Origin of the sequence: Pseudomonas neustonica (assembly GCF_003797945.1) — a bacterium.
Lineage (GTDB): Bacteria > Pseudomonadota > Gammaproteobacteria > Pseudomonadales > Pseudomonadaceae > Halopseudomonas > Halopseudomonas neustonica.
Genome location: NZ_RKKU01000003.1, coordinates 134,446 through 160,779, shown reverse-complemented (window position 1 = coordinate 160,779; position 26,334 = coordinate 134,446). Strand labels below are relative to the sequence as shown.

The 26,334-nt window shown below is 55.6% G+C and carries 24 protein-coding genes and 2 pseudogenes; 7 read left to right on the top strand and 19 right to left on the bottom strand.

Annotated elements, in window-relative coordinates:
- Positions 1-24: 24 nt before the first annotated feature.
- Genes EF096_RS04420 through EF096_RS04405 form a run of 4 tightly spaced genes read right to left on the bottom strand, consistent with a single transcriptional unit; the run spans position 25 to position 2,929 of the window.
- Positions 25-588, bottom strand: coding sequence for a dihydrofolate reductase (locus tag EF096_RS04420; RefSeq protein WP_235869627.1), 564 nt, complete (start codon positions 586-588; stop codon positions 25-27).
- Positions 552-1,346, bottom strand: coding sequence for a thymidylate synthase (locus tag EF096_RS04415; RefSeq protein ID WP_123888406.1), 795 nt, complete (start codon positions 1,344-1,346; stop codon positions 552-554). Before EF096_RS04415 ends, EF096_RS04420 begins: the two co-directional genes overlap by 37 nt.
- Positions 1,343-2,137 carry a prolipoprotein diacylglyceryl transferase gene (gene lgt / locus EF096_RS04410; RefSeq protein WP_123888405.1) on the bottom strand — a complete coding sequence of 265 codons (795 nt, stop codon included), beginning with the start codon at positions 2,135-2,137 and terminating at the stop codon, positions 1,343-1,345. The genes EF096_RS04415 and lgt overlap by 4 nt, the downstream gene beginning before the upstream one ends.
- Positions 2,138-2,146: 9 nt before the next feature.
- The gene (locus EF096_RS04405) at positions 2,147-2,929 is read right to left on the bottom strand and encodes a sulfite exporter TauE/SafE family protein (RefSeq protein ID WP_123888404.1); all 783 of its coding nucleotides are present in this window, start codon (positions 2,927-2,929) and stop codon (positions 2,147-2,149) included.
- Between the two features lie 166 nt (positions 2,930-3,095).
- Here EF096_RS04405 and EF096_RS04400 point away from each other — a divergent pair, with 166 nt between their 5' ends.
- Positions 3,096-3,869 (top strand): NRDE family protein, encoded by a 774-nt coding sequence (locus EF096_RS04400; RefSeq protein ID WP_123888403.1) that lies wholly within the window; start codon positions 3,096-3,098, stop codon positions 3,867-3,869.
- Here the strand turns inward: EF096_RS04400 and ptsP are convergent.
- Together ptsP and rppH are read right to left on the bottom strand one after the other, a co-directional pair.
- Complete coding sequence (gene ptsP / locus EF096_RS04395) at positions 3,857-6,124, bottom strand: phosphoenolpyruvate--protein phosphotransferase (RefSeq protein ID WP_123888402.1); 2,268 nt, start codon at positions 6,122-6,124, stop codon at positions 3,857-3,859. The genes EF096_RS04400 and ptsP overlap by 13 nt on opposite strands.
- Positions 6,125-6,126: 2 nt before the next feature.
- Complete coding sequence (rppH, locus tag EF096_RS04390) at positions 6,127-6,615, bottom strand: RNA pyrophosphohydrolase (RefSeq protein WP_123888401.1); 489 nt, start codon at positions 6,613-6,615, stop codon at positions 6,127-6,129.
- 168 nt (positions 6,616-6,783) lie between these two features.
- Between rppH and EF096_RS04385 the strand changes: the two genes are divergently transcribed.
- The gene (locus EF096_RS04385; RefSeq protein WP_123888400.1) at positions 6,784-7,437 is read left to right on the top strand and encodes a histidinol-phosphatase; all 654 of its coding nucleotides are present in this window, start codon (positions 6,784-6,786) and stop codon (positions 7,435-7,437) included.
- 179 nt (positions 7,438-7,616) lie between these two features.
- Here the strand turns inward: EF096_RS04385 and EF096_RS04380 are convergent, their stop codons facing one another.
- Complete coding sequence (locus tag EF096_RS04380; protein ID WP_123888399.1) at positions 7,617-8,810, bottom strand: class I SAM-dependent rRNA methyltransferase; 1,194 nt, start codon at positions 8,808-8,810, stop codon at positions 7,617-7,619.
- A gap of 125 nt (positions 8,811-8,935) precedes the next feature.
- Between EF096_RS04380 and EF096_RS04375 the strand changes: the two genes are divergently transcribed.
- Together EF096_RS04375 and EF096_RS04370 are read left to right on the top strand one after the other, a co-directional pair.
- A complete protein-coding gene (locus EF096_RS04375; protein ID WP_123888514.1) occupies positions 8,936-9,799 on the top strand; it encodes an HDOD domain-containing protein in 864 nt (287 codons plus the stop codon).
- 69 nt (positions 9,800-9,868) lie between these two features.
- Positions 9,869-10,390, top strand: a complete 522-nt coding sequence (locus EF096_RS04370) for a glycine cleavage system protein R (RefSeq protein ID WP_123888398.1) — start codon at positions 9,869-9,871, stop codon at positions 10,388-10,390.
- Positions 10,391-10,452: 62 nt separating this feature from the next.
- Here the strand turns inward: EF096_RS04370 and EF096_RS04365 are convergent, their stop codons facing one another.
- The 11 genes and pseudogenes from EF096_RS04365 to EF096_RS04320 form a co-directional block, all read right to left on the bottom strand.
- Entirely contained in the window at positions 10,453-10,740 is a 288-nt protein-coding gene (locus EF096_RS04365; protein WP_123888397.1) for an encapsulin-associated ferritin-like protein, read from the bottom strand.
- A gap of 87 nt (positions 10,741-10,827) precedes the next feature.
- Complete coding sequence (trkA, locus tag EF096_RS04360; protein WP_123888396.1) at positions 10,828-12,210, bottom strand: Trk system potassium transporter TrkA; 1,383 nt, start codon at positions 12,208-12,210, stop codon at positions 10,828-10,830.
- A gap of 39 nt (positions 12,211-12,249) precedes the next feature.
- Positions 12,250-13,698, bottom strand: a complete 1,449-nt coding sequence (locus tag EF096_RS04355) for a TrkH family potassium uptake protein (protein WP_123888395.1) — start codon at positions 13,696-13,698, stop codon at positions 12,250-12,252.
- A gap of 315 nt (positions 13,699-14,013) precedes the next feature.
- Entirely contained in the window at positions 14,014-14,769 is a 756-nt protein-coding gene (locus tag EF096_RS04350; protein ID WP_123888394.1) for a substrate-binding periplasmic protein, read from the bottom strand.
- A 279-nt stretch (positions 14,770-15,048) separates the two neighbouring features.
- Positions 15,049-15,579: pseudogene (locus tag EF096_RS20865) on the bottom strand (methyl-accepting chemotaxis protein); the annotation flags it as partial.
- A gap of 327 nt (positions 15,580-15,906) precedes the next feature.
- Positions 15,907-16,989: pseudogene (locus tag EF096_RS20860) on the bottom strand (HAMP domain-containing protein); the annotation flags it as partial.
- Between the two features lie 231 nt (positions 16,990-17,220).
- Positions 17,221-17,538 carry a DUF6482 family protein gene (locus EF096_RS04340; protein WP_123888392.1) on the bottom strand — a complete coding sequence of 106 codons (318 nt, stop codon included), beginning with the start codon at positions 17,536-17,538 and terminating at the stop codon, positions 17,221-17,223.
- A gap of 26 nt (positions 17,539-17,564) precedes the next feature.
- Positions 17,565-18,266 carry an SDR family NAD(P)-dependent oxidoreductase gene (locus EF096_RS04335; protein ID WP_123888391.1) on the bottom strand — a complete coding sequence of 234 codons (702 nt, stop codon included), beginning with the start codon at positions 18,264-18,266 and terminating at the stop codon, positions 17,565-17,567.
- A gap of 246 nt (positions 18,267-18,512) precedes the next feature.
- Positions 18,513-19,550: a DUF2955 domain-containing protein gene (locus EF096_RS04330; protein ID WP_123888390.1), complete on the bottom strand. Its 1,038-nt coding sequence runs from the start codon at positions 19,548-19,550 to the stop codon at positions 18,513-18,515.
- Positions 19,551-19,558: 8 nt separating this feature from the next.
- A complete protein-coding gene (locus tag EF096_RS04325) occupies positions 19,559-20,623 on the bottom strand; it encodes an HlyD family secretion protein (protein ID WP_123888389.1) in 1,065 nt (354 codons plus the stop codon).
- On the bottom strand, positions 20,620-21,111 hold the full coding sequence (locus EF096_RS04320; protein ID WP_123888388.1) for a MarR family transcriptional regulator: 492 nt from the start codon (positions 21,109-21,111) through the stop codon (positions 20,620-20,622). The genes EF096_RS04325 and EF096_RS04320 overlap by 4 nt, the downstream gene beginning before the upstream one ends.
- Positions 21,112-21,384: 273 nt before the next feature.
- Here EF096_RS04320 and EF096_RS04315 point away from each other — a divergent pair, with 273 nt between their 5' ends.
- Complete coding sequence (locus EF096_RS04315; RefSeq protein ID WP_123888387.1) at positions 21,385-21,795, top strand: PH domain-containing protein; 411 nt, start codon at positions 21,385-21,387, stop codon at positions 21,793-21,795.
- Between the two features lie 11 nt (positions 21,796-21,806).
- Here EF096_RS04315 and mgtE read toward each other — a convergent pair whose 3' ends face one another.
- On the bottom strand, positions 21,807-23,435 hold the full coding sequence (gene mgtE / locus EF096_RS04310; RefSeq protein WP_123888386.1) for a magnesium transporter: 1,629 nt from the start codon (positions 23,433-23,435) through the stop codon (positions 21,807-21,809).
- A gap of 313 nt (positions 23,436-23,748) precedes the next feature.
- Between mgtE and EF096_RS04305 the strand changes: the two genes are divergently transcribed.
- Positions 23,749-25,725: a marine proteobacterial sortase target protein gene (locus EF096_RS04305; protein ID WP_158611236.1), complete on the top strand. Its 1,977-nt coding sequence runs from the start codon at positions 23,749-23,751 to the stop codon at positions 25,723-25,725.
- Positions 25,718-26,281, top strand: coding sequence for a class GN sortase (locus EF096_RS04300; protein ID WP_123888384.1), 564 nt, complete (start codon positions 25,718-25,720; stop codon positions 26,279-26,281). Before EF096_RS04305 ends, EF096_RS04300 begins: the two co-directional genes overlap by 8 nt.
- Positions 26,282-26,334: the final 53 nt, after the last annotated feature.

Here is a 26,334-nt window from a genome sequence, read left to right as displayed (position 1 = left end):
CCATCCCGGAAAATCGGCAATCAATCAGGCTGCAGTGCAGCGCTCCAGCACCTGATAGCAATGCGCCGGATACTCCTCCCCCGCAGCGACCGCGCGCTCGCTTACCAGGCGCCACTGAGCGTCAACAACCTCAGGAAACCAGGCATCACCATCGGGCTCAAGCTCAACGCGAGTCAAATACAGCCGATCAGCCAGGTCGAGACACTGCTCGTATAGATTGCCGCCGCCTATAATCATGATTTCATCGACCGCGTCCAGCTCAGCCTGATGATGCGCCAACGCCAGCGCCTGATCGATATCACCCACTACCTGCACCCCAGGAATGAGAAGACCGGGCTGACGACTGATCACAATGTTGGCTCGCCCAGGTAAGGGCCGACCCAGCGAATCAAAGGTCTTTCGGCCCATGATGATTGGCTTGCCCCAAGTGGTCGCACGGAAATACTTGAGATCTTCCGGCAAGTGCCAAGGCATCTTGTTATCCCGACCAATAATCCGATTACGCGCCATAGCCGCAATCATGGCGACCTTTACGCTCCGCTCCGCCACACTCATACCGCCACCGGTGCCTTGATATGCGGATGACATTGATAGCCTTCCAGGGTGAAGTCATCAAAGGTAAAGGCAAACAGATCCTTGATCGCCGGATTCAAGCGCATCGTTGGCAGCGGCAGCGGTTCACGCGACAACTGCAGGTCCGTCTGCTCAATGTGATTGGAGTACAGGTGGCAATCGCCACCGGTCCAGACAAAGTCGCCGGGCTCCAGCTCACAGACCTGAGCAACCATAAGCGTCAGCAATGCATAGCTGGCAATATTGAAAGGCACACCAAGAAAGATGTCGGCTGAGCGCTGATACAGCTGGCAACTCAGTTTTCCATCGGCCACATAGAACTGGAACAGCGCATGACAGGGCGGCAGGGCCATCTCATCAACCAGGGCGGGATTCCAGGCTGACACAATCAGCCGCCGCGAGTCAGGGCTGGACTTGATCATCTGAATCAACTTGCTGATCTGGTCGATGGACTCCCCATTCGGCGCCGGCCATGACCGCCACTGATAGCCGTAAACCGGCCCCAGATCACCATTCTCATCAGCCCATTCATCCCAGATGGAGACGCCATTTTCCTTCAAATAGCGGATATTGGTGTCGCCCTGCAGGAACCACAACAACTCATGAACAATAGACTTGAGATGGCACTTCTTGGTGGTCACCATGGGGAACCCGGCAGCCAGATCAAAGCGCATCTGATGACCAAAAACGCTGTAAGTACCGGTACCGGTGCGATCACTCTTGTAGGTGCCGGTTTCGCGCACCAGGCGCATCAGATCGAGATACTGTTTCATAGTTGGCGCCCCTCACGACGGTAAGCCAGGCCCATCATCAGGGCTCCAAGAAGAATCATGGGTATACATAGCAGCTGCCCCATGGTCAGCCAGCCAAAGGCCAGATAACCCAGCTGGGCATCCGGTACTCGAACGAACTCGACCGCAAAGCGGAAAATGCCGTAACAGATGGCAAACAACCCACTGACCGACATGGTCGGACGCGGCTTGCTGGAGTAAATCCAGAGGATGGTAAAGAGCGCCACGCCCTCCAAAGCAAACTGATACAACTGCGAGGGATGACGTGCCAGTTGCGCCGGGTCATTGGGAAACACCATAGCCCAAGGCAGATCGGTCGCTTTGCCCCATAGTTCGGAATTAATGAAATTACCGATACGACCTGTTCCCAAACCTATGGGCACCAAGGGGGCAACGAAGTCCATCAGGCGAAAGAAAGGCGCCTTCTGCTTATACGAAAACCATAGTACCGCCAGCAACACACCCAGCAACCCACCATGGAAAGACATACCCCCTTTCCAGATTTCCAGAATCAGCAACGGGTTGTCGATATAGGCCGACAAATCATAAAACAACACATAACCCAGCCGCCCCCCGGCAATCACACCGAGCGCCACCCAAAACACCAGGTCAGATAGCGTCTCTTTAGTCCACTCAGGAAAGTGTTCAGGTAGCCTGCGTTTGGCTAGCCACCAGGCTCCACCGATGCCGATCAGATACATCAGTCCGTACCAGTGGATCTGCAACGGACCCAGCGAAACCGCAACCGGGTCGATATTCGGGTAGGTCAACATAAGGACTCTCTAGACAAGGAAATTGATACCCACACACAACAGCAGGAGTGCGAATAATCGTTTCAACAACGTCTGTGACAGGCGATGCGCCAAGCGCGCACCAAAGCCTGCAAACAGCATACTGGTTGCCGCGATGCCAATCATCGCCGGCAGGTAAATATACCCAATACTCCACTCCGGCAAGGGCGCAGCAGACCAGCCAGTCCAGACAAAGCTTGCTGCACCCGCCAGCGCGATAGGCATGCCGCACGCAGATGAGGTGGCTACCGCCTGCTGCATCGGCACACTGCGCCAGACCAGAAAGGGCACGGTCAACGAACCGCCGCCAATACCGAAAATAGCCGAGGCCCAACCAATAAAGCCGCCGGCTAACGTCAGCGTCGGCTTGCCCGGCACATCAAGCGCGGCCTTGGGCTGCAACTTGAAGGCCATCTGGGCCGCCACCAGAATGGCGAACACACCAATAATTTTCTGCAACGCGGGACCAGAAATATAGGCTGCAGTCAGCGCTCCCAACACGCTACCCACCACAATGCCCAGGGTCATCCAGACAAACAGTGGCCAGCGCACGGCGCCGAGGCGATGGTGAGCACGTACGGCGTTGATTGACGTAAAGACAATAGTCGCCAGCGAGGTACCCACAGCCATGTGGGTCAATACCTCAGGCGAAAACCCCTGCAGGGCAAAACTGTAGACCAGCACCGGCACTATGATCATGCCGCCGCCCACGCCAAACAGCCCGGCGAGGGTACCAGCGAAGCCGCCCAGTATCAGGTAGATCAAAAATTCCACAGAGCCCCCAGCCAAAACCGATTCGGATGCGCTGCCGGCATCCGTCGAGTGCGCTAGTTTAGCGGAAAACACGTCGCCACCATAACCACGCATAGCCAACAACTAATGTCCCACCCACCTAATGGCGACAACGGGTAGACTAATCAGATTCAAATAGGAGAACCGCATGTGTTTGCTCGCCCTGGCCTGGCAGGTGGCCGCTGACTATCCGCTGACCCTGATCGGCAATCGCGATGAATTTCACCACAGACCTACCCGCCCGGCACAGCCATGGCAGGAGGAAGGCATGCCCGAGCTGCTGGCCGGCAAAGACTTGGAGGCTGGTGGAACCTGGCTCGGTGTCACGCGTAGCGGGCGCTTTGCAGCACTAACCAATATTCGTTCCCCCGGTGCCATACGTGGTCCTCTGTCACGAGGGAAGTTGGTGCTCGACTACCTGGCAGGAACCGACACTGCGGCAGACTACCTTAGCCAATTAAGCGAGAAGTCCGCTGACTTTGCCGGCTTCAACCTACTGGTGGGGGATCGGCATAGGCTATGGTATTTAAACAGCCAGGAGGGCCAACCACGTGAGCTGCTGCCAGGCGTCTATGGGCTCTCCAACGCCGCGCTAAACACCCCATGGCCAAAGCTGACGCAATTGCGCGAGCAGCTCACAGCCATGCCGCAGGCAGCACCCGAACAGCTTCTGCACCTGCTGCATGATGAGCATATTTATGCTGATGAACTGCTGCCGCAGACCGGCGTGAATTCTGATCTGGAACGCATGCTCTCAGCCTGCTTTATTATTGGCAACCAGGACTATGGTACCCGCGCCAGCAGCTTGCTGCGCCTGCATGCCAATCATGACGTGGAGTTGATAGAACAGCGCTTCGGCCCACTGGGCCAGAAGGAAGGAGAGAACCGCTGGCTACTGCCAGCGCAAACTCAACGAGCCTGACTGAGCACTTTGCCAAGCCCCATGCGGCGCAGTGCCAGGTGCAGGGTACTGAGCACTAAATGCGGGTTATCCAGCTCGATAACCTCATCCAGCAGCGCCTTAGCGTCGCTCAGCTTGATCTGCCTGAGCAACCATTTAACTTTGGGCAGATTGGTCGCATTCATCGATAGCACATCACAGCCCATGGCCATCAAAAGTACAGCTGCTGCGGGGTCGCCGGCCATCTCACCGCAGACACTCATCGGCTTGCCCGCTTCACGGCAAGCGGTAGCAACCTTGATCAGCGCCTGTAATACCGCTGGGTGCAACGAGTGATAGAGATCGGCCACCCTCGGATTGTTGCGATCCACCGCCAGCAAATACTGCGTTAGGTCGTTGGTGCCAACGGAGAGAAAGTCGACCATCTGAATCATTTCACGTGCCTGATAGACCGCTGCCGGCACTTCAATCATGACGCCAATCGGCGGCATCGGCACATCAACGCCCTCGTCCAGCACCTCACCATAGGCACGATGAATAAGATGCAGAGCTTCTTCAACCTCAAACACACTGCTGATCATCGGCAACATGATGCGCAGGTTATTTAGCCCCTCGCTGGCCTTGAGCATGGCACGGGTCTGAACCAGGAAAATTTCCGGGTGATCGAGAGTAACTCGAATCCCTCGCCACCCGAGGAAGGGGTTGTCTTCCTTGATCGGAAAATAGGTTAACGCCTTGTCACCGCCAATATCCAGGGAACGCATGGTCACTGGCAGTGGGTGGAATGCCTCAAGCTGCTCACGATAAGTTGCCTGCTGTTCTTTCTCGCTGGGAAAGCGATCCTGAATCATGAAGGGCACTTCAGTGCGATAGAGCCCTACCCCCTCGGCACCGCGATCCAGCGAACGGGCAACGTCGGCCAACAGGCCAGTATTGACCAACAAAGGCATACGGTGGCCGTCCAGGGTGACACAGGGCACATCACGCAGCTTCTCCAGCCCCTGTACCAGCTCACGCTCTTCGCGCACCAGCTCAAGATACTGACGCCTCAGTTCCGGCGACGGATTGGTGTATACCTCGCCACGGTTACCGTCGACGATCAACTCCATACCGTCTACCCGGGTGTAGGGCAGATCAACCGCACCCATCACTGTGGGTATCCCCATGGCCCGGGCCAAAATAGCGACGTGAGAGCTACCGGAGCCCAGCACCGAGACCAAACCGACCAGCTTTTCCTTGGGTACCTGGCCGAGCATCACCGGTGACAGCTCTTCACTCACCAGAATCGTATGCTCAGGAAACACTAGCTCCTGCTGACCAACCGCCTGAAGGTAGGCCAGAATACGACGCCCGAGATCCTTGACGTCTGCCGCACGCTCGCGCAAATAGGGGTCATCCATTAGCTCGAAACGACCCACGTGCGCACTCACCACCTCACGCAGCGCACCCTGCGCCCACTGGCCAGCGCGAATAGCCTTGCTCACCTCATTACCCAGAGCCGCGTCGTCGAGCATCATCATGTACACGTCGAACAACGCGAGTTCTTCCGGACGTAGCTGACTTGAGAGCTTGGCAGATAGCGCCTGCATATCGGCACGCACACTATCCAGCGCGCCACGGAACAGGCGGATCTCCGCTTCAATGTCTTTCGCCGGTTTGTCCGGAACTGCCTTTAAATCGGCTGGCGGCAGGATAACCACGGCATGGCCGATGGCGACGCCGGGAGCACCAGCAACCGCGTCAAAGCGCGTGTCCTGAACGACCTCACCGCCCCAGCCAAGGCCGCCAATAGCACCAGTAGCTTCTGCGTGGGCAATAACACCTGAGAGCTGAGCGCTCATAGTCACCAGAAAGGCTTCTTCGCCTTCGTCGAACTGACGGCGCTCTTTCTGCTGAATAACCAGAACACCCATCACCCGCCTGTGGTGAATGATCGGCACACCCAGAAAGGAGGCGTAACGCTCTTCGCCTGTTTCGGCAAAGTAGCGGAAACGCGGGTGGGAGGCAGCATCTTCAAGGTTAACGGGCTCTTCACGGGTGCCAACGTAGCCAATCAAACCCTCGTTGGTAGCGAGCGTAACCGTGCGCACGGCGTCCTTGTTCAAACCCTCGGTAGCCATCAGCACGTAGCGGCCAATATCGGGATTCAGCAAGTACACCGAGCAGACCTCGGTGCCCATCGCCTCGCGTACACGCTGCACGATAATGTCCAGAGCCGCTGCCAGATCCCTGGCAGAGTTCACCTCTTGGACAATTCGGCGCAACGTGTTGAGCATATTCAACAACCTGGAAGACTGGTGAGTAGACGCGGCGCCAGCTCTTTCATGGCACGCCGGTAAACATCACGCTTGAATGGAACTACCTGTCCCAGAGGATACCAATAACTGACCCAGCGCCAGCCATCGAATTCAGGTTTTGCGGTCTTGGTCATACATACCTGCCGTTCTTCAGCCTTAAGGCGCAACAGAAACCACTTCTGCTTCTGACCAACGCAGACCGGCTGCGAGTGATTACGGATCAAGCGCTGTGGCAAGCGATAACGCAACCAGCCACGCGTACAGGCAAGAATTTCGACATCTTCCGGCAACAGGCCAACCTCCTCGTGAAGTTCGCGATACAGTGCCTGCTCGGGGCTTTCGTTACGCTGAATGCCCCCCTGTGGAAACTGCCAGGAATCCTGCCCGATACGTCTGGCCCAAAGCACCTGTCCCAACTCATTAGTCAGGATGATGCCAACATTGGGTCTAAAACCATCGAGGTCAATCACAGCCAGTATCCTTCTTTTTATATCGTCTGCATTGTTCCACAAAGACAGCTGAAGCGGCAATTATAGAAACAGGCAATACTGCCAGCGCAGCTCGGGAGCGCATTTCTCCCTTCAGTGCATTATCCTAACAGCTGTTTTTAACCATATCCGACTTTCCAGGAGCCTCTTTTGAGCCTTGCCATTTTTGATCTCGATAACACTCTGCTCGGCGGCGATAGCGATCACGCCTGGGGCGAATTCATTGTTGCCCATCAGATTGTCGATCCCGAGGCCTATCAGGCCCAAAACGACAGGTTCTTTAATGACTATCTGGCCGGCAAGCTGGATATTCAGGTTTATCTGAATTTCTGCCTGCAGCTACTTGGCGAGCATGAGACGGCCCAGCTGAATGCCTGGCACGAAGCGTTTATGGCCGAGAAGATTACGCCCATTATACTGCCCAAAGCCCTGGCCTTGATCGAAAAGCACAGTGCCGCAGGCGATACCCTGATGATCATCACCGCAACCAACCGGTTTATCACTGCGCCTATCGCACGCAAACTCGGGATTGATATCCTGCTGGCGACCGAGTGTGAACGCGATGACAAAGGTTTCACCGGCCGCACCACCGACGTGCCCTGCTTCCGCGAAGGCAAGGTAACTCGACTGCAACGCTGGCTGCTGGAAAACAATCGAACACTGAACGGCAGCTACTTCTACAGCGACTCGCACAACGACCTGCCACTGCTAAGCATGGTCGAGCACCCGGTCGCGGTTGATCCGGACGAGACACTGAAGGCACATGCCGAAGCGCAGGGTTGGCCCGTCGTCAGTCTCCGCTGACACCACAGCCGCAAGCTTCAAGCCCCAAGCTTCAAGCTACAAGCTACAAGCAGCCCAGGTTGGCCTATGGGTTGGGCCTCAAGTAAAACAGCCAGCGGCCCGAGACAAAGCTCCCATCACACCACTCGGACCGCTTCCAGCTTCTAGCTTGCCGCTTGCAGCTCGCAGCTCGCTGCTGATCAGACCGGCGTGACACGGCAGAAAAGTGCCTTGATATAAGCGGTTTCTGGAATCGCCGGATGCACCGGATGATCCGCGCCTTGATAGCCGCGCTCGGTAATCACCAGATTGCGATCCAGGTGTCGACTGGCACCCAGGAGCGCTTCTTTCAGCTTATCTTCTTCCAGATGCATCGAGCAGGACGCCGAGACCAGAATGCCGTCTTTGTTAAGCAAGCGCATGGCCTGTTCGTTCAGACGACGGTACGCCGCTTCGCCGTTACGAATATCCTTGCGCTTCTTGATAAAGGCTGGCGGATCAGCAATCACCACATCAAAACGCTCACCCGCGTTCTTCAACTCTTTAAGGGCCGTCATCACGTCGCCCTCGACCACGACCATTTTTTCCGCTACGCCATTAAGCTCGGCATTGGCTTCTACCCGATCGAGCGCCGGCGCGGAACTATCCACACACATAACCTCGGTCGCGCCAAAAGCCGCGGCCTGCACGCCCCAGCCACCAATATAGCTATACAGATCCAGGACGCGCTTGCCCTCTACATAAGGCGCAAGGCGTGCACGATTGTTGCGGTGGTCATAGAACCAGCCGGTTTTCTGTCCATCACGGACCGGTGCCTGAAAAGCGACGCCATTCTCTTCCAAAGCTACCAACTCGGGCATGGTGCCAAAGGCGTCTTCAACATAGGAAGGCAGCCCTTCCAGCTTGCGCGCCCCGCTGTCATTCTTGAATAGCACCGCCTGCGGTTTAAATACCTGAACCAGAGCCGCAACGATGTCATCGCGCACACGCTCCATCCCGGGCGTGCCAATCTGTACGACAAAGTAGTCACCAAAGCGATCTATCACCAGTCCCGGCAACAGATCAGATTCACCGTAAACGAGACGATAGAAAGGCTTGCCGAACAGACGTTCGCGCAGGCTCAACGCAATCTTGAAACGATGTACCAGCAATGATTTGTCCAGCAAATGGCTGGTATCGCGGCTGTGCAAACGCGCGCAGATCAGGTTGTTGGGACTAACGCAGGCGAGACCCAGCGGCTTGCCCGTCGATGTCTCAAGCTGCACTTCCTGGCCCAATTGCAACTCGGTCAAGGGGGTCTGAGCGGTATCGACTTCATTACTGAAGACCCACAGATGGCCTCCGCGAATGCGTCTTTCGGAATTATGTTTGAGACGCAGGCTTGGCAGTGTCATGGGGTACTCCGGGTAGGATTCAGCTGAAAAATATAGCAGCATACAATTATACAGGGTGCCAAGCGCACTAGTCTCCGGCTAAACTCAGCAGTCAGACAATCGAGACAGTAATGGATCAGAAAACCATGACCCCGGACCTTACGGATGAGCAAATAGCCAGAGCCCTGCAGGGCATCAGTGTGCCGCCGCAGCCGCAAATCATGGTTGACCTGCAAATGGAACAGGTCATGCCAGACCCTGATCTTAAATCCATCGCACGGCTGATAAGCCAGGACCCAGGGCTCTCGGGTAGCCTGCTGAAAATTGTTAATTCACCGTTCTTTGGCCTAGCCAACCGAATTACCTCCATCCAGCAGGCAGTGAACCTGCTGGGTGTCAGCCGCGTCATCAACATCGTCAATGCGCAGTCAATTCGTGGCGAACTGACGGATGAGAATATCGTCAACCTGAACCGATTTTGGGACAGCGCGCAGGACATCGCCATGACCTGCATGACACTCGCCAAACGCATCGGCTGCGTTGAGCCCGATGAGGCCTACGCCTTGGGTCTGTTTCACAACTGTGGCATTCCCTTAATGCTCAGTCGTTTTCCCTACTACATCGAAGTGATGGAAGAGTCCTACGCACAGGACCAGACCCGCATAGTCGATGTGGAAAACCAGCGAATGAATACCAACCACGCCGTCATTGGTTACTACACAGCAAAATCCTGGTTACTGCCCAAACACCTCTGTGAGGCTATCGCCAGCCACCACAATGCTCAACAGCTGTTTCTCACACCAGACAACGTTGATGCCGTACAGAAAAACCTGCTGGCGATTCTGAAAATGGCCGAGCACATCTGTAAAGCCTACCGGGTGCTGGGTAATCAACAAATTGACCATGAGTGGAATGCGGTTGGCGGCGCCATCCTCGAATATGTTGGCCTATCCGAGTACGATTTTGAAAATCTGGAAGCCGTTTGCCAGGAACTGACAACCACCAGTTAAGGTTGCTATCTTCACGCTTGAGCAAACAACTTCAGCAGCTGCTATCTGCAGACTCACAGGAGATAACGCATGACCACCCCGCTCGTGATCACCGTAATGTCAGCCGACAAGCCAGGCTTGGTAGAAAGTCTGGCCAACGTCATCAGCAACCAGGGCGGTAACTGGCTGGAGAGCCGCATGGCGCGCATGGCGGGACAATTCGCCGGTATTCTGCGTGTGGATATTGCCAGCGATCAGGTTGAGGCACTGCGCATTGAACTCGACAACCTGACGCATCTTGGTATTAATGTGCAGGTAGCTATCAGCGGTCTCGCCGCTGAACCAGAGCAGCAGACGCTACTGCTTAACCTGGTGGGCAATGATCGCCCAGGCATCGTACATGAGGTTTCTCAGGTACTGGCCAGCCACGGCGTCAATGTGGAGTCACTGGAAACAGAATGCTCACCTGCACCGATGAGCGCAGACCTGCTGTTCAAGGCGCAGGCGCAACTTGGCGTGTATCCACAAACCGACCTGGATGCTCTGCGTGACGCGCTGGAAAATCTTGCTGACGACCTGATGGTCGAATTGCAGGCGCTACCGGAAAGCTGAGACGAGGCCTGAGCGCCACTGCACCGAAGCCCGGGGCAGTGGCAAAAGAGCGCAACAAAACCTCAGTGCTTGCCGAGTTTCTTTTCGGTAAACAAATATTCGCGCAGTTGCTCATCGAAAACAGGATCACGGCGTCGAATCCACTCGATCGTCATTGCCGCGTGCTCCTTCTCTTCATCACGGTTGTGGACCAGAACCGCTTTCAGCTCTTCATCCTTGCAGGCGTCAACCCGCTGGTTGTACCAATCGACCGCCTCCAACTCCTCCATCAACGACACCACGGCACGATGCATGTCACGGGTTTCGTCGCTCAGCTCCGCGACGGGTTCATGGTAGCCTTCACTCGACATATCGATTTCTCCTCAGAATTAACACTTCAATACATACTCACGGGAAAAGTCGGCCCTTCTTGTTGAGGGCCTGTTTACTTCTCTGCACTACAGCAAAAAGGTTAGTCCAACCTGGAATAGACGCTCCACCGCCGGAACATCCCGCTGATCCGGGACAAACACAATGATGTGATCGCCATCCTCAATGACCGTGCTGTCGTGCGCGATAATCACATTCTCACCACGCACCACTGCGCCCACTACCGTTCCTGAAGGCAGAGCCAACTCGTCCAGACGCCGCCCCACGACCTGGGAGCTCTGCGCATCACCATGAGCCACTGCCTCCATAGCCTCGGCAGCGCCGCGCCGCAGCGAATGCACAGCGACGACGTCGCCTTTACGCACATGCGTCAGCAACGCGCCTATGGTCGCTTGTTGCGGCGAAATCGCGATATCAATATCACCACCCTGCACCAATTCGGCGTAGGCCGGATTGCTGATCAAGGTGATAACGGTACGCGCACCCATACGTTTGGCCAGCATGGACGCCATGATATTAGCCTCGTCATCATTGGTCACCGCCAGGAAAACATCGATACTCTCAATACTTTCCTCGATCAGCAGTTCGCGATCCGAGGCGCTGCCATGCAGCACCGTTGTGTGCAGCAGCTGTTGCGACAACCATTGGCAGCGCGGCAAGTCATGCTCAATCAATTTAACCCGATAAGCACTTTCAAGCGATTGCGCCAGACGCGCACCAACACTGCCGCCACCGGCAATCATGATGCGCTTGTAAGGCTTTTCGCGCCGCCGCAGCTCGGTTAGTACCGCACGAATATCCGACTTGGCAGCTACGAAAAAGAGCTCATCACCCTCCTCGATCACCGTATCGCCCTGCGGAGTTACCGAGCGATCACGGCGAAAGATCGCAGCCACACGAATTTCGACAGAGGGCAATAAATCTCGCAGCGAGGAAATCTCATGACCAATCAGCGCGCCCCCTTTGAGCGCGCGTACCGCAACTAGCTGCGCACGGCCGTCAGCAAAGTTGATGACCTGCAGTGCGCCGGGGTAACGAATCAGCTTCTTCAGGTTACGGGTAACCAGCGCCTCCGGATTGATCAACACATCAACCGGTACCGACGCCTTGGCGAATAGCGCCTGCCCCTGCTCCATATAGCCGGGCTCTCGCACACGGGCGATTTTGCGCGGCACATTGAATAGCGATTGCGCGACCTGACAGGCGATCATATTGATCTCATCGCTATTGGTCACCGCGACCAGCATATCGGCATCCTCGGCACCCGCTCGTGACAGCGTTACCGGGTGCGAGCCGGGGGCACAAATTACCTTGATGGATGGGAAGCGCTCTTGCAGGAGCTGCAGGCGCTGTTTATCGATGTCCACCACAGTGATGTCTTTGGCCTCACCGACCAGATTTTCTACCAGGCTGCGGCCAACCTGCCCCGCGCCCAGTACTATGATTCGCATCAACTATCTCCGACCATTTTACTGCGCGTCTGAAAGTCCTCAGCCGCGCCAGAACATGGGGGTAAAGAGTACCATCAAGGTCAACAGTTCCAAGCGTCCCATCAACATCGCCAGTGACAGCAACCATTTGGCAGCGTCAGGCAAGCTGGCAAAGTTGCCGGCAGGCCCAATAATCTCACCCAGCCCTGGCCCCACGTTGGTCAGCGCGGTCGCTGCTGCCGTCAGACTCGTCAGCAAATCCAACCCCATCATCGCCAGTAGCAAGGTAACTATCGCCAGCGTCAGGAAAAATAGAAAAGAAAAAGCGATAGCCGACAGTATGATGTCGTCTTGCACCGGTTTGCCGTTGTACTGAGTGACAAAGATACCGTTAGGGTGCACCAATTTACGAATTTGTGTACGCAGGAACAGGTAACTGAGCTGGAAGCGAAATACCTTCATACCGCCGCTGGTCGAGCCGGAGCACCCGCCGATGAAGGTCACGACAAAGAACAGCGCAATACCGAAGGTTCCCCACTGGGTGTAGTCGTCAGCGGCAAAGCCGGTGGTGGTGATCACCGAAACCAGATTGAAGGCCGCCTTGGTGACGGCCTCATAGGGGGTAAACAGGTTAAGGTTGATCAAATCAACGGTCAGCAGCAAGGTCACCGCGACAATAATGCCGAAAAAGCCCAGCACCTGCTGATTATTAAGCAATGCTAACGATGGCCGACGAGCAAAGCCAATCAGGAGCGTAAACGGCAAAGCGCTAAGGATCATGAACAAAATAGAGACCCAGAGTATCGGCGCATCAAAGCGGCCCATCGAGCGGTCATCCGTTGCAAACCCGCCGGTAGAAACCGTCGCCATGGCGTGGTTCACGGCATCGAAAAACGTCATGCCAACCAACCAATAACTGGTAATGCAGGCGACCGTCAGCGTCAGATAGGTGAGTACAAGCAGACGGGCCAACGACTGAATTCGCGGAATTGACTTATCCGACCAGTCAGACGACTCGGTATGGAACAAGCGCATGCCACCAATACGCAAAAACGGCAGGATGGATACCGCCATGCCAATGACCCCCAGACCACCCAACCATTGCAGCAGCGAGCGCCACAGTAGCAGACTGGGAGAGAGATTTTCGATGCCACTGAGGACAGTAGAGCCTGTAGTGGTAATACCTGAGACAGCCTCGAATACCGCGTCTACCGCGCTAAGCTGAAAGTGGCTGAAGAACAGAGGTAGCGCGCCGACCAAAGACATCATTACCCAACTGAGACTGGTCAGCAGATACAGCTGCCGCGAGATCAGATGAAACCCACTAGCGCGACAACCAAGGACCAGCATCAATCCAAAGGCCAGCGTAATACCACAGGAGATCAGAAAGACCTCCATTTCAGGATCCTGGCGAACCCATGCAAACAGGGCGACACAAGCCATAAGCCCCGACATGATCAAAACGAGAATGCCACAGACAAACAATACCGGACGCAAAAACCGGAACATGTAAAGGCCCCTAACTACCCTATTAAGTCGACACATGATACCCAAACACACAGGTGTTCGCCGAAAATCTCTGCTGCCCAAGCTCACTAAACAGACAACAGCCGAATGGCAACCTGCCAGATGAGCAATGGATTCAACAACCCCATAGTGGAGCACTCCGACTACCTTCTGCATAAGCGTCAGATACCACGCTTGCAAGAGTAACCAGAACACCTGACTTGTTGCTATTGCTCGCCGTATTACTCGCTTTGGAAGAATGGCAGCAGCTAAATCGGCGCTAACCCTCTCCAGGGCCGCAGACTGATAGGGAGTCGCTTAAGGTGCTGGTGATGACACCATCTCATAACGACGCTTTATGCGTTCCACCTCACCCGACTGACGCAATTGCTCCAAAGCGCTAGCCCATGCGGCGACCACCTCACCCTCAGAGTCCAGGCTAAAGGCGATATAAAGCGATGAGCGATAGATTTCGATAGGTATCTGCCGCAATGTGCCAGGCGCTATACTCAATTTGCGGCTGTAGTGAGCCACCCCTGCAGCTGTATCGCCGACAATAATCCCGGTGCGCCCAGCCAGCAGCATCCGGTAAAGCTGACGATTGTGTGTAGCGCTTGTATCGAGATTGGTGAATCCCAGCGACCGCAATAAATCCGGCATCAGGCCAGCATGACGCGTCGTGATCCGCGGAGCGCTAAGTAACTGCTGCAAGGTATTGACCGGCTCTTGAGCAAAGGCAAGCTGATAGGGGTAAATAGACTCTTCCACTATGGGGCCGACCCACTTGTAGAGGGCTTCACGCTCCTGCGTGCGAAACATCGAATAAAAGATCGTTTTGGGTCGCACGCTCAAGGTGCGACTGCCTCGCATGCTCGGTAGGAGCACCAGGTCGAAGTTATCACCGGTAACGGCCATGATGGCGCGCACTATTTCAGTCGTCATACCGGTAATTTGATTGTTCTCCTCATAATTATAAGGAGCCCATTCTTCGGTCACGATCTGATATTGCTCTGCCCTAAGAGACGTACTTAGGAGCAGAAAGGCCAGCGTTGAAATAACGGTTGAATATTTCAAGTATTCTGCCTGATAGGCTGAACGGTGAATGCAAAGGATCTGGCTAAAGTGCCACTATTCAGTATAGCCTTTGCTCAAGATAACGCTCGACGTACCAAGGCAGAGAGTACAGAGCCCTCCACGCCGTGGAGTGCGCATCCTGGCGCGAAACATCGCCAGCGCAATCAGCACCGCGCCGGCGTCAGTACCTGAACACGAAGGCTAATAGCCTCGCTGTTCCAGACCATGAGGCAACCTCCAACAAGGCACGCCTCCTGCAAGAGCGCTACCCCAGCTAAGTCAGGCCTTAAAGCGACTCACCAGCCCATGTAGTTGCTCGGAGAGCTGAGCCAGCTCCTGCGAATCACCGTGAGCGGACTGCGCCAGCGTTTCTACCAGCAAAGCGTCGCTCTGAATCTGCACGATATGCCGATTGATATCCTCCGCGACCGAATGCTGCTCCTCGGCAGCAGCAGCTATCTGAGTGTTTTGATCTCGAATATGGTCCACGGAACTACGAATTTTCTCAAAGCTTTCGCTGGCCAGACTAATACGCTCGACGCTGGACTGGGACATATCAAGACTGCTTTGCATCTGCTTGGAAACCTCCTGAGTGCGTCGCGCTAGAGCACCCAGCAAGCTATCGATCTCGCCGGTTGATTCAGCAGTGCGCTTAGCTAGCGCCCGCACTTCGTCGGCGACAACAGCAAAGCCGCGTCCCTGATCACCAGCACGGGCTGCCTCGATGGCCGCATTAAGCGCAAGCAGATTTGTCTGCTCGGCAATCGAGCTGATGGTACTCAGAATGGCGTAGATATTCTGGCTGTCTTTCTCTAACGCCTGGAGCGCAGTAGCGGATTGCTGAAGATTACCGCTCAGCCGAGATACGCTGTCAGTGGCATCAACAATTTGCGTCTGCCCGGTGTGCACTTGACGCTGCCCATCATCAGCAGAAGTGGCGGCTTCACTGCACGACCTGGCCACTTCGTTCGCTGTAGCGACCATTTCATTAAAGGCAGTCGATACCATTTCCACCGCTCCACGCTGTCGCTCAGCCACATCCGTCATGTCTTGTGCCACACGAGTCGAATCCTTGGAGGTCTTCTGCAGCGCTACCGATGCATCAATAATGCTCTGCACCAAGTTGCGAATAGTGCCGAGAAACTGATTAAACCAGCGCGCTAGCGTCGCCGTTTCGTCCTTACCCTGTACATTGAGGCTATGGGTCAAATCACCTTCGCCTTGGGCGATATCCTCGAGGCCGTTGGCGACACTGCGGATGGGGTCTACGATCAACTTGGCAAACACCGCACCTACGACGGCGAATACAACGGCCAGTATCAGCACGATAGTGCCAATCTGCCAAGCCAGTGAATTTGCTTCGGCCATCACCTCGCTACGCTCGATCAAACCAATAAACCGCCAGCCCAACTCTGGCGATGGCATGATATTGGCCATGTAGCGTGTGCCGTTCAGCTCGACTTCAAGCAACCCGTTACTGCCCACCATTTTGGCAAAGTCACCGCCAAGATCAGTGAGCGACTTGAAGTTATGCTCTGCGTTACTCGGATCGACCAAGACATTGCCGCTATCTTCGACCAGCATGAGATAACCAGTCTCACCAATCTTGATCTGCTTTACCAGATCGGTGAGCTGCTTGAGCGAAACATCAAGCCCAACCACCCCCGCCAGATTTCCGCGCGCGTCTTCGACCGTCCGCACCGTACCAATCAGTACTGCATCATCGGGTGCCCAATAATAGGCAGAGGTGCGCTGGGTAACACCCGGATTGCCCATGGCAGTCTTGTACCAGGGCCGCACTCTGGGGTCATAGCTCTTGAGGCCAGGATCACTCGGCCAAATGGCATAACCGCCATCGACTCGCCCATAAGAAAGATAAGCGGTGGTAGGATGCGCCTTGGCAAAGCGATCGAAGATACTCTCCAATGCCTGGTTACTCTGCGGCAGAGGTTCACTCGGCGCATCCGCCGATGAGTAGTTTTTCAGGATAGGCGCAGCAACCACTTCCGGGAGGCTCGCTATATACTCGACATTTTCACTAATGCCTTTGAAAAACATGCCCATCGCATTATCAATCTGGCGGATCTCTCTGGCGCTGCCATGCAAAAAATCCGTTTCTGCCTGAGCACGCAGGTTGTAGATAACAAGCGCGGCAACCAGCAAAATAGGAATACAGGCGATAGCCGCAAAGGCCCAGGTCAGCTTCTGCTTGATATTCATACCAAATAACCTCAAAGGTTTAAGCTAAACCGCGCTTGCGGGAGCGGCGTGACGCGTCTCTAACTGATGATATCGACAGTTGAACACCTCTCTTTAGTAACGCTTCGCTATAAAGAGCCAAAGAAAACGGTAGCAGGCGAGATGTTTAAGCTGACCATTTCAGCTTAGAACATAAATGGGGAGCAGGGCATCAAGAGCCTTGATACGGGTTCAAGCAGTTAATAGCACAAATCACCAGGTAGAGGTCAGCGAAAAGGGCATACGTAGCGGCTCAATGGGGCCTTCACGGGCACCACACATTTCATCATGTACAACGTGCTGCACCAACACGCAAGACAGTGGCGGCGCGGATGCCGGAAGGTCACTCAACAGATCTCGCAGATGCGTAGTCGAGCGCAGCTGCATGGTTTGCCCCTTGTTATCCAGCAAGGTGCAGCATGTCTCCTGTAGCTGCGCACGCAAAATATAAAAGCCACCTTCCAGTGACAACAACTCCAGCTCACAAATCTTGCCTTCGGTAGCCAGCTTTATCATGTCCTGCAGGGTCATAAAGACCTCCTGTGTAGCGCCTTTCATCACCAAGGCAGTCGATCGCCGTTGTAGGAAAGGAAACCACCACTGTCGTGCGCAGTGCTTTCATCAACCACCGCCAGCAGCTCGGCCGCGGCCTGAGCCGCTGGCCGAGCATTGGCAGCACCGCGAAAGGGTTGCGATAAGGGGGAAACCACGGTTCCCGGATGCAGACTGAGCAGGCGCGCCTTGGGCCACTGACGCCTCAGCTCGATAGCTGCCGTCTTGATCAGCATATTCAGCGCCGCTTTCGACGAACGATAGGCATACCACCCACCCAATCGATTATCGCCGATACTGCCGACCTTGGCCGATAACACAGCCATGGCACCGTCAGCAGACAACAAGGGCAAAAAATGCCGCAACACCAGCGCCGGGCCCAAGGTATTGATCTGGAAAACGCGCCGCAGAGCCTCCGCCTCTATCGCAGCCAACGACTTCTCCGGCTGCACCGCTGGACCATGCAAAATACCGGTGGCCAGCAGGATTAACTGAAACGGGCCCTGCTGCGCCAAAGTGTCGGCTGATTCAGCAATACTGACCGGGTCTTCCAGATCAAGCCGCGGCGTCGTGTTTCGGCCTAACTCGGTTACCTGCGCACAGGCCGAATCGCTCCGCAGAGCAGCACAAAACGCCTGTCCGAGCGCACCGCTACCGCCAATCACCAATACGCGGTAATTGTCTCCCAGAGAGTGCATACGCAGCATCAGCGTAGCCCTGACAGCGTTAAGTTCAGCATTTTAAACCTGTTCATTTCTTAGCCATTCACTGCGTTCAGTTCCGCTAATAAAAGCAGCAAAATAATTGTACAAAGCAAACTATACACAACGGCAGGCGACTGACCATTACGCTTGGCAGCCGCTGCCTGCATAACTTAACGCCATACGCGCAAACAATCTATACACAACTTATACACAAAGCGAACAACCTGCTCACCTAACGCCCTGTTAGCTCTAGATCTGAAAACGAGTAGCAGCAAAGCGGTTGAGCAGCAGATGCATAAGGTAGACCGCAGTCAGTGACAACGTCACCGCGATAGATAACGAGAAGAAGCGATAAAGATCGCTATAGAAGAGGTCCTGGCGTGGCGACAGGTACTGGCCAAACAGGATGGCCATGGTGGTTAGCGCGGCGAAACCGGCACCAGAGCCACCTTCCAGAAGATGTATCCGGGCAAACAGCATGAGGCAGATCCATAGCCCTGCGGCGATAAATGGCAGCACATCAAAGTGATCCATCAGTACAAGCTGTACAACCAGCCCCACGTTGCAACCAACCAGCGTGCCAAGTGCGCGGTTCCAGCCTGCCGGACCAGCTCCTCTCCAGTTCAACGGAAAGAGCACCAGAATACTGGCAACCTGAGCAGACAAGCCGCTCTGCAGGTTAAAAACCTGAAATACGACAAACGACAATGTTGCCACTGTCGTTGCGAGTATCACCTCATGACGCTGGTTGGTCAGCGGTTTGCTTGGCATCTGGCGTGGCTGACGCGGCTCAACGTCGGCAAACAGTACGTGCATCAGCATGGCAATGAACAGCGTTGTCAGTACCGAAACGATATTGGAAGCCACGATGTCGCCGATATCTGCAGTCGGGTAACTGGCAAAGTGCAGCTGCATGGACATGTTGACTATCGACATGGCACCAAACAGAAAGTTAGGCCCGCGACTCATCTCACGAAACAGCAGCGCAAACATGGCCATCACCATGATCGTCATAGGCACTGGCTTATCACCAAACATGCCCTGAATGATCAATACCGAAAAGCTGACCACCAGCATATTGCCCACAAACTGACGCATGACGTGGGAATTCAGTGTCGGAACCATGCCCAACAAGAGAATGGGCTGCACCACAAAAAAAGCGCCATAGTTCCAGCCAGCCAGTTTGCAAATAATAAAACCCAGCACTCCGCCAAACGCGATACGCAGGCACTGGCGTACATCGTTGGGTTCGAGCTGTCGCTTGCTGGTCAGTAGTATGGGTCGCATGGCAAGCCTCAGTATATGTAATGCATGAGGCTGACCAGACGGATCTGCAGGCCACCGAATAATCTGGCCAGGCCACCAACGGGGTACAACTGCACGGTAGCCCGTGAACCTGAGGGTAACTGCGCCAGCAAGTCATGCTCGTCTTGCAGGATCAAATGAATACGCTGGCGCTGCGCATCCCGCACCCAGCGATCAGAGGTCTCGGGCGCCGCAAGGCTGCCATCAGGCAAGAGCTGGCCCTGTGAGGTACCTGCATCGACCGCCGTTACCTGAGCCGCAAACACCTTGCCGGGCAAGGCATCAAATACAATCGCTGCGTCTTCACCCTCATCCATGTGAACCAGGGATTTTTCACGGAAGTCGGCGATGACATCAGCCTCATCACTGACCAGTGCGGCTAGCGAATTACCTACTGCCGCATAGGTGCCTGGCTTGATCTGCAAGTTGGAGACCACGCCGTTTTCTTCGGCACGTACCTCGGTATAACTCAGATTCAGCTCGGCGCGTTCCAGGTCGTTGCGCGCCTGGCGCAAACGCAGATTGTCATCATCAGTCATGCCGCGTTGCACGCGCAATTGCTCTGCGCGCGCCTTGGCACTGGCAAGACTCGACTGCGCCGCGTGATACTTGGCCTGGGTCTGATCATATAGCTGCTGCGCGACATTGCCGCTGCTCAACAATGTTGCCAGACGCTTGTGTTCACGCGACAACTCATTGACCTGAACCTGCGCCGAACGAACCTCGCCTTCCGCTGCAGCCAGGGATGCGTCGTATCCAGAGTTATCACGCTCGGCCGCCTCCAGCGCCAACCTAGCCTGATTGACCGCCAGCTCATAGGGACGTGAATCGATGCTGAATAGCAGATCACCGGCGCGAACGTGCTGATTATCCGTGACCCGCACCTCGACGATCTGGCCGCTGACCTGCGGTGCAACGCGAATAACGGGATGCATGACCCGCGACTGCGGGGTCAGGGGCATCCACAAATCAGCGGCAAGAAAGTAAATAAAGACCACCGCAAAGACGATGAGCGCAGCGCGCACCCAGCGCGCAAAAACCTGATCGGGTGTCATGCGCCCTCCTCCGTATGTTTATCGAGCAGGGTCCGCACATTACCTTCCATGCTCAGTAACACGCTGGCAAAAGCGTCAAGCTGCTGGTGCGATAGTCCGTGATAGATTTCCTCACGGACCTTTGCAATGTGCTCTTCCAACGTCTGCACCCGCTGACGTCCCTGTGCGGTAAACCACAAACAATGCACTCGCCGATCAGTGGCGTGGCTACGTCGCTCAATCAGCTTTTGCTGCTGCAGCTGATTCAGTGTGCGTGTCAGTGAAGGCATCTCTATTGCCAGCTCGGTCGCCAGCGCCTGTTGCGTACAGCCCTCACCTACTTTATCCAGGTGCATCATCACCGCCCAGCGCGCCTCGGTCATTCCCAAATCGCCCACCGCCTGGTTGATTGCGTTACGCCATAGGCGATGTACACGCCCCAAGGCAGAACCCATGGACGGTTTGAGGGTCTGATACAGGAACAGATCGGGGGCAGCGGGCGTGGTCATCAATATCTCCGGGTATGCCTGGCGGAAAAACTAGTTAGCTTGCTAATTAATAGTCTAACTTCGTGCATTTATTTAGCAAGCTAAGTTAATAGGCATTACGGAAACACTGCGTATCCCATCAGAAACAATGCTGCCGACGCATCAGCTCGGCTAAAGCGCCAGAGAAAAACAGATGACACCGCTGTCGTCACACCATGCTTTTGGTTAGAGTTCCGTTAACACGCGAAAGATAGAAGTCTGTCTCTTCGCGCCATCATCCTTAATGAGTGAATCATGTCTTATATCGAAGAATCGCTGTCCACCGGTGAAGTAGTCCACAAGGTCTTTCAACTGCACTGGTTCGCCAAAGTGCCCATGTACTGCTGGATTGTGCTGGGCATTCCGACCTTGGGTATTACCTGGTTGGTCGCGATCTACGAGTACTTTCGCCTGCGCTCGATTGAGCAGGGCGTGACTAACAAGCGGGTTATTCTCAAGAAGGGCATCATCAGCCGGCAGACAGAGGAAATGAAACTGACCTCGATCGAAACCGTGGAGATCGAGCAGAGTGTCTGGGGCCGCATGTTCGGTTATGGCACAGTCAAGCTCACCGGCCGCGGCATCAGCGATGTGACCTTCAAGAACATTGATGAGCCAATGGCGGTCAAACGAGAGATCGAGAGCATCAGCAACCCGATCGCTTGAGCAGCCAAGCGTTAGAGCAAAAAGACGGTCGCAAGCCCCAGGAAGGCAAGAAAGCCAATCACGTCGGTTACTGTGGTCAGTATCACACTGCCTGCCAGTGCCGGATCAATGCCCAGACGGCGCAGCAAGAGCGGAATAAGCAGACCAGCAAAGGCTGCACACAGCAGGTTGAGCAGAATGGCGGCGCCGATGATGGCGCCGATCTGCCAACTACCAAACCAGAGAATCGCTAGTGCAGCAACTACGCCTGCCCACAACAGGCCATTGAGAAATCCAATCCCCAACTCCTTGGCCAGCAGCAGGCGCGCGTTACCACCTTCTACCTGCCCAAGCGCCAATCCGCGAATCACCAGTGTCAGAGTCTGACTGCCAGCAATCCCGCCCATACTGGCAACAATCGGCATCAGCACCGCCAGCGCCACAATCTGCTCCAAAGTGCCCTGAAACAGACCGATAACCCAGGCGGCAAGAAACGCGGTTACCAGATTGATCCCTAGCCAGACAGCCCGGCGACGCGCGCTGGTCAGTACCGGGGCAAACATATCCGCCTCATCATTAAGACCCGCCATGTTCATCATCGCGCGCTCTGAGTCTTCGCGAATGATGTCCATCACGTCATCCACCGTGATACGCCCGAGCAGAATATTATTCTCATCTACAACGCCGGCAGAAAGAATGTCGAGATCTTCAAAGCGACGAGCGACTTCACTACTGGACAGGGTTACATCAAGCGCTTTGAATTCTGCATCCATCACATCGCCGACATGAGCCTCAGGCAAACTGGTGAGCAAGCGACTGAGGCGCAGAACGCCCTGATAGCGGTTTTTACGATCAACCACCATCACCTTGTCGGTATGGTCAGGCAGGTCTTCCAGCAAGCGCAAATAGCGCAGCACCGAGCCAACCCGCACGTCTGCTCGCACCGACAGATGGTCAGTATTCATCAAGCCGCCAGCGGAGTCCTCCGGGTAGGACAGCATCGAGAGCAGCTGCTGACGCTTACGCACGTCCATGGTCTGCAGCAATTCGCGGCCGGTATTTGACGGCAGGTCCTGAATCAGGTCGACCAGGTCATCCAGATCCAGATTCTGCGCAGCGGCTGCCAGCTCCTCCTCTTCCATTTCCAGCGCCAGCCGAGCACGTACCTCATCGTGCAGATGCACCAGAATCTTGCCCGCACGCTCGGCGTCCAGCATATCCCACACGCTGGTCCGCTCTTCCGGCGGCAGTGCTTCCAACAGACCTGCAGCCTTGGCCGGGTGCATTTGCCGAAACGCCTTGCCCACCCGCTTGAACTTGCCCGCTTCCAACGCGTCACGCACACGGGCAATCTGAGTCGTAGCACCGTGTTCGTCATCCTCATCCAGCTCGTCGGATAACGCATCATCCAGCGGGTCGCGCAGCAAGGCCGCAGCCATCAGCGCATCCAGATGGCGTAAGACCTGCTCTTCTGTGTTGTCATCCACCTGCTGCCAGACAGCTTGCCGCTGCTCTGGATCGAGTGCTTCCAGAACGCTGGCCACTTTGCCCGGATGCATGGTCCGCAGCATTTTACGCACACGCTTGCGCTTGCCCTTGGACAGAGCTTCGGCAATGGCATCAAGTTCAGTATGAATGGCGCGGCTACCGTTTTCACTCATGGGCGGGTACTACTCCTGTGGCTGAATAGGACAACGGACAGTCAAGGCCCCGCACAACATCCAACGCAGTGAAAGCCTGCGCTCAAATAAGGTGGTGACGGCCAAAGCCGTCTGGTGGCAGGTGCTGTTGCAGACAGGTTCTAATGTACTCTTGGCAGACGCTCTGCACCAGAACACAGTCACGCCTCTGACTGCTCTCGGCTGGCTTCGCAGGTCGCCAGAAGCAGAAAATAGCCGACCACACACAAACCACATCATGCTCACAAAGAAGCTCTCGATACTGGCACTCGTTAATCAACCAGGGAGACTCAGCATGAAACGCATGATTGGATGGCTACTCATCATAAGCAGTCTGTTTGGCCAGCAGACCTTGGCCAACGCAGCCGATCCGGACCAACCACAGACCGGACTGCTGTTAATGCGCAACGGCGCTGAATCAGAATGGCAGGCCGCTCTGCTACTCAACACCGACATTGACGTGCAGATCAATGGCCCCGTTGCCGAAGTGCGCATACGCCAACGTTTCACCAACCCAGGCGAGCATTTCAGCGAAGGCGAGTACGTACTACCGATGAGCGAAAACGCCGCTGTGCATGCGATGACGCTGGATATCGGCGAGCGTCATATCGTCGGTGAAATTCATGAGAAAGCCGAGGCCAAAGCCATTTATGAGAGAGCCAAAGCCAATGGTCAGCAGACCGGTTTGACCGAGCAGCGACGCCCCAACCTGTTCAGCACCTCGGTCGCCAACATTGCCGCAGGCGAGACCATCAGCGTCACTCTGCAATACACCGAGCTACTCATCCCCGATGCCAACCAGTTCAGCCTGCGCCTGCCGCTGACCATGACACCGCGCTATACCGCGGCGCAACCGCTGGAATTTGGCGAAGCACCCGCACCGGCGGTGGAAGGCCGCATTGTGCAGCAGCAGTGGACCGACGCACCTTCGCATCAGGCACGACTAAACATCTACCTGGATGGCGGCATGGAACTGCAACAGATTCACAGCCCCAGCCATCCACTTACTGCCAACTACGACGGCCGTGGTTATCAAGTGGAGCTGGCTAACAACACGGTGATCATGGAGCGCGATTTTATTCTTGAGTGGCAACTACCCACTAACGCCGGCAATCAGGCATCGATATTTACCGAAACAGTCAACGGCGAGCAGTACGCCATGCTGATGCTCTCCCCCGCTGCGCGCGAGGCGATCAGCCAGCGACAGCCACGCGAGGTAATACTGATCATCGACACCTCCGGCTCCATGCAGGGTTCACGCATGCGTCAGGCCAGAGAAAGCCTGCTATACGCTATCCAGCGCCTGGAGCCGGAAGATCGCTTTAACGTACTGGAATTCAATAGCGATTACAGCGAGCTATTCCAGGAGCCCCGCCAGGCCAGCAAGGCAAATCGCGATACCGCTACTGAATGGGTGGCGCAACTGGAGGCCAGCGGCGGTACCGAAATGCTGCCTGTGGTCGCCAACGCGCTGGGCCAACAAGGCGAGCAGGGGTATCTGCGCCAGCTCATTTTCATTACCGATGGCTCGGTCAGTAATGAGCAGGAAGTCCTGACGCTGATCGACCTCCGCTTGGACACATCACGGCTGTTCACCGTGGGTATCGGCGCGGCGCCCAACAATTACCTGCTGCGCAAAGCGGCGGATATTGGCCGTGGCCAATTTACCTCGGTCAATGATGGGCAAGGCGTCAGCGCGGCGATGAACCAACTGTTCAGCAAGCTGGAAGCACCGGTGCTGACCAACCTGCGCATTGCAATGGATGAAGGCGTCAGCGCTGAAATCTGGCCGGAAAAACTGCCCGACCTCTACGCTGACCAACCGCTGGTGGTCGCTATGAAACTCAACCGCTTGCCGCGCAGCATCATCCTCTACGGCAACCAGCCCGAGCCCTGGCAGCAAGAATTAGATGTGCCACAGGCACAACAGCACAAGGGCGTATCCACACTCTGGGCGCGCAGCAAAATAGAGTCACTCATGGATCGTATAACCCAAGGTGAGCCAGAACCCATCATCCGTGAAGCGGTACTTGAGGTCGCCTTGCGCCATCAACTGCTAAGCCGTTACACCAGCTTCGTGGCGGTCGATAAAACACCGGTACGTCAAGCGCAGGAGCCGCTGAACAGCCAGCAGATACCCAACCTCAACCCGATTGACCACCAGGCCTACCCGCAAACCTCGCTCGGTCTGCTGCAGATCTGGCTGCTGGCAGCAATGCTGCTGATGGCTGGACTGGCTATGCTGTATTGGCAACGGCCACGTCATGCGTAAATTGATCGCGGTAGCTCTCTTGCTGGGTGCCCTCGGCTTTGCTGGGCAAGGCACCTGGCTGCAGGGCAAAGCCATAGTGGCCCAGTGGCTGATTGCACAGGCCTGGGAGCAGCAACTCAGTAGTGGCGAGCAGGTGCGTCCATGGTCCTGGGCCGATACCTGGCCGGTGGCCAAACTAACCGCGCCCGATGGCAGCATCAGCTATGTGCTGTCCGGCGTCAGCGGGCAGGCACTGGCTTTTGGTCCTGGCAAGCTCGACAACGGGGTGGGTCCCGGCGATATCGGCACCTTGGTGTTAGCCGGCCACCAGGACAGTCATTTCGCCTTTATGCAGCGCCTGAAAACCGGTGACCGGCTGCGCATACAAGCTGCCAACGGCGAGGAGTATCAATACCGTATCGACAGCCAGCGCGTGGTCGACAGTCGCGAGGAACGTATCGAGCTACAGCACAGGCGCGCTGAATTGCGCCTGGTCACCTGTTATCCGTTTGCCTCGCTTACTAGCGGCGGGCCGATGCGTTATGTGGTCAGCGCCTCACTTGAACCATACCTATGATTGCGCTGCCGGTGCCTGAGCAGCCACAATCAGCGCTCGATGGTGAGTGCGAA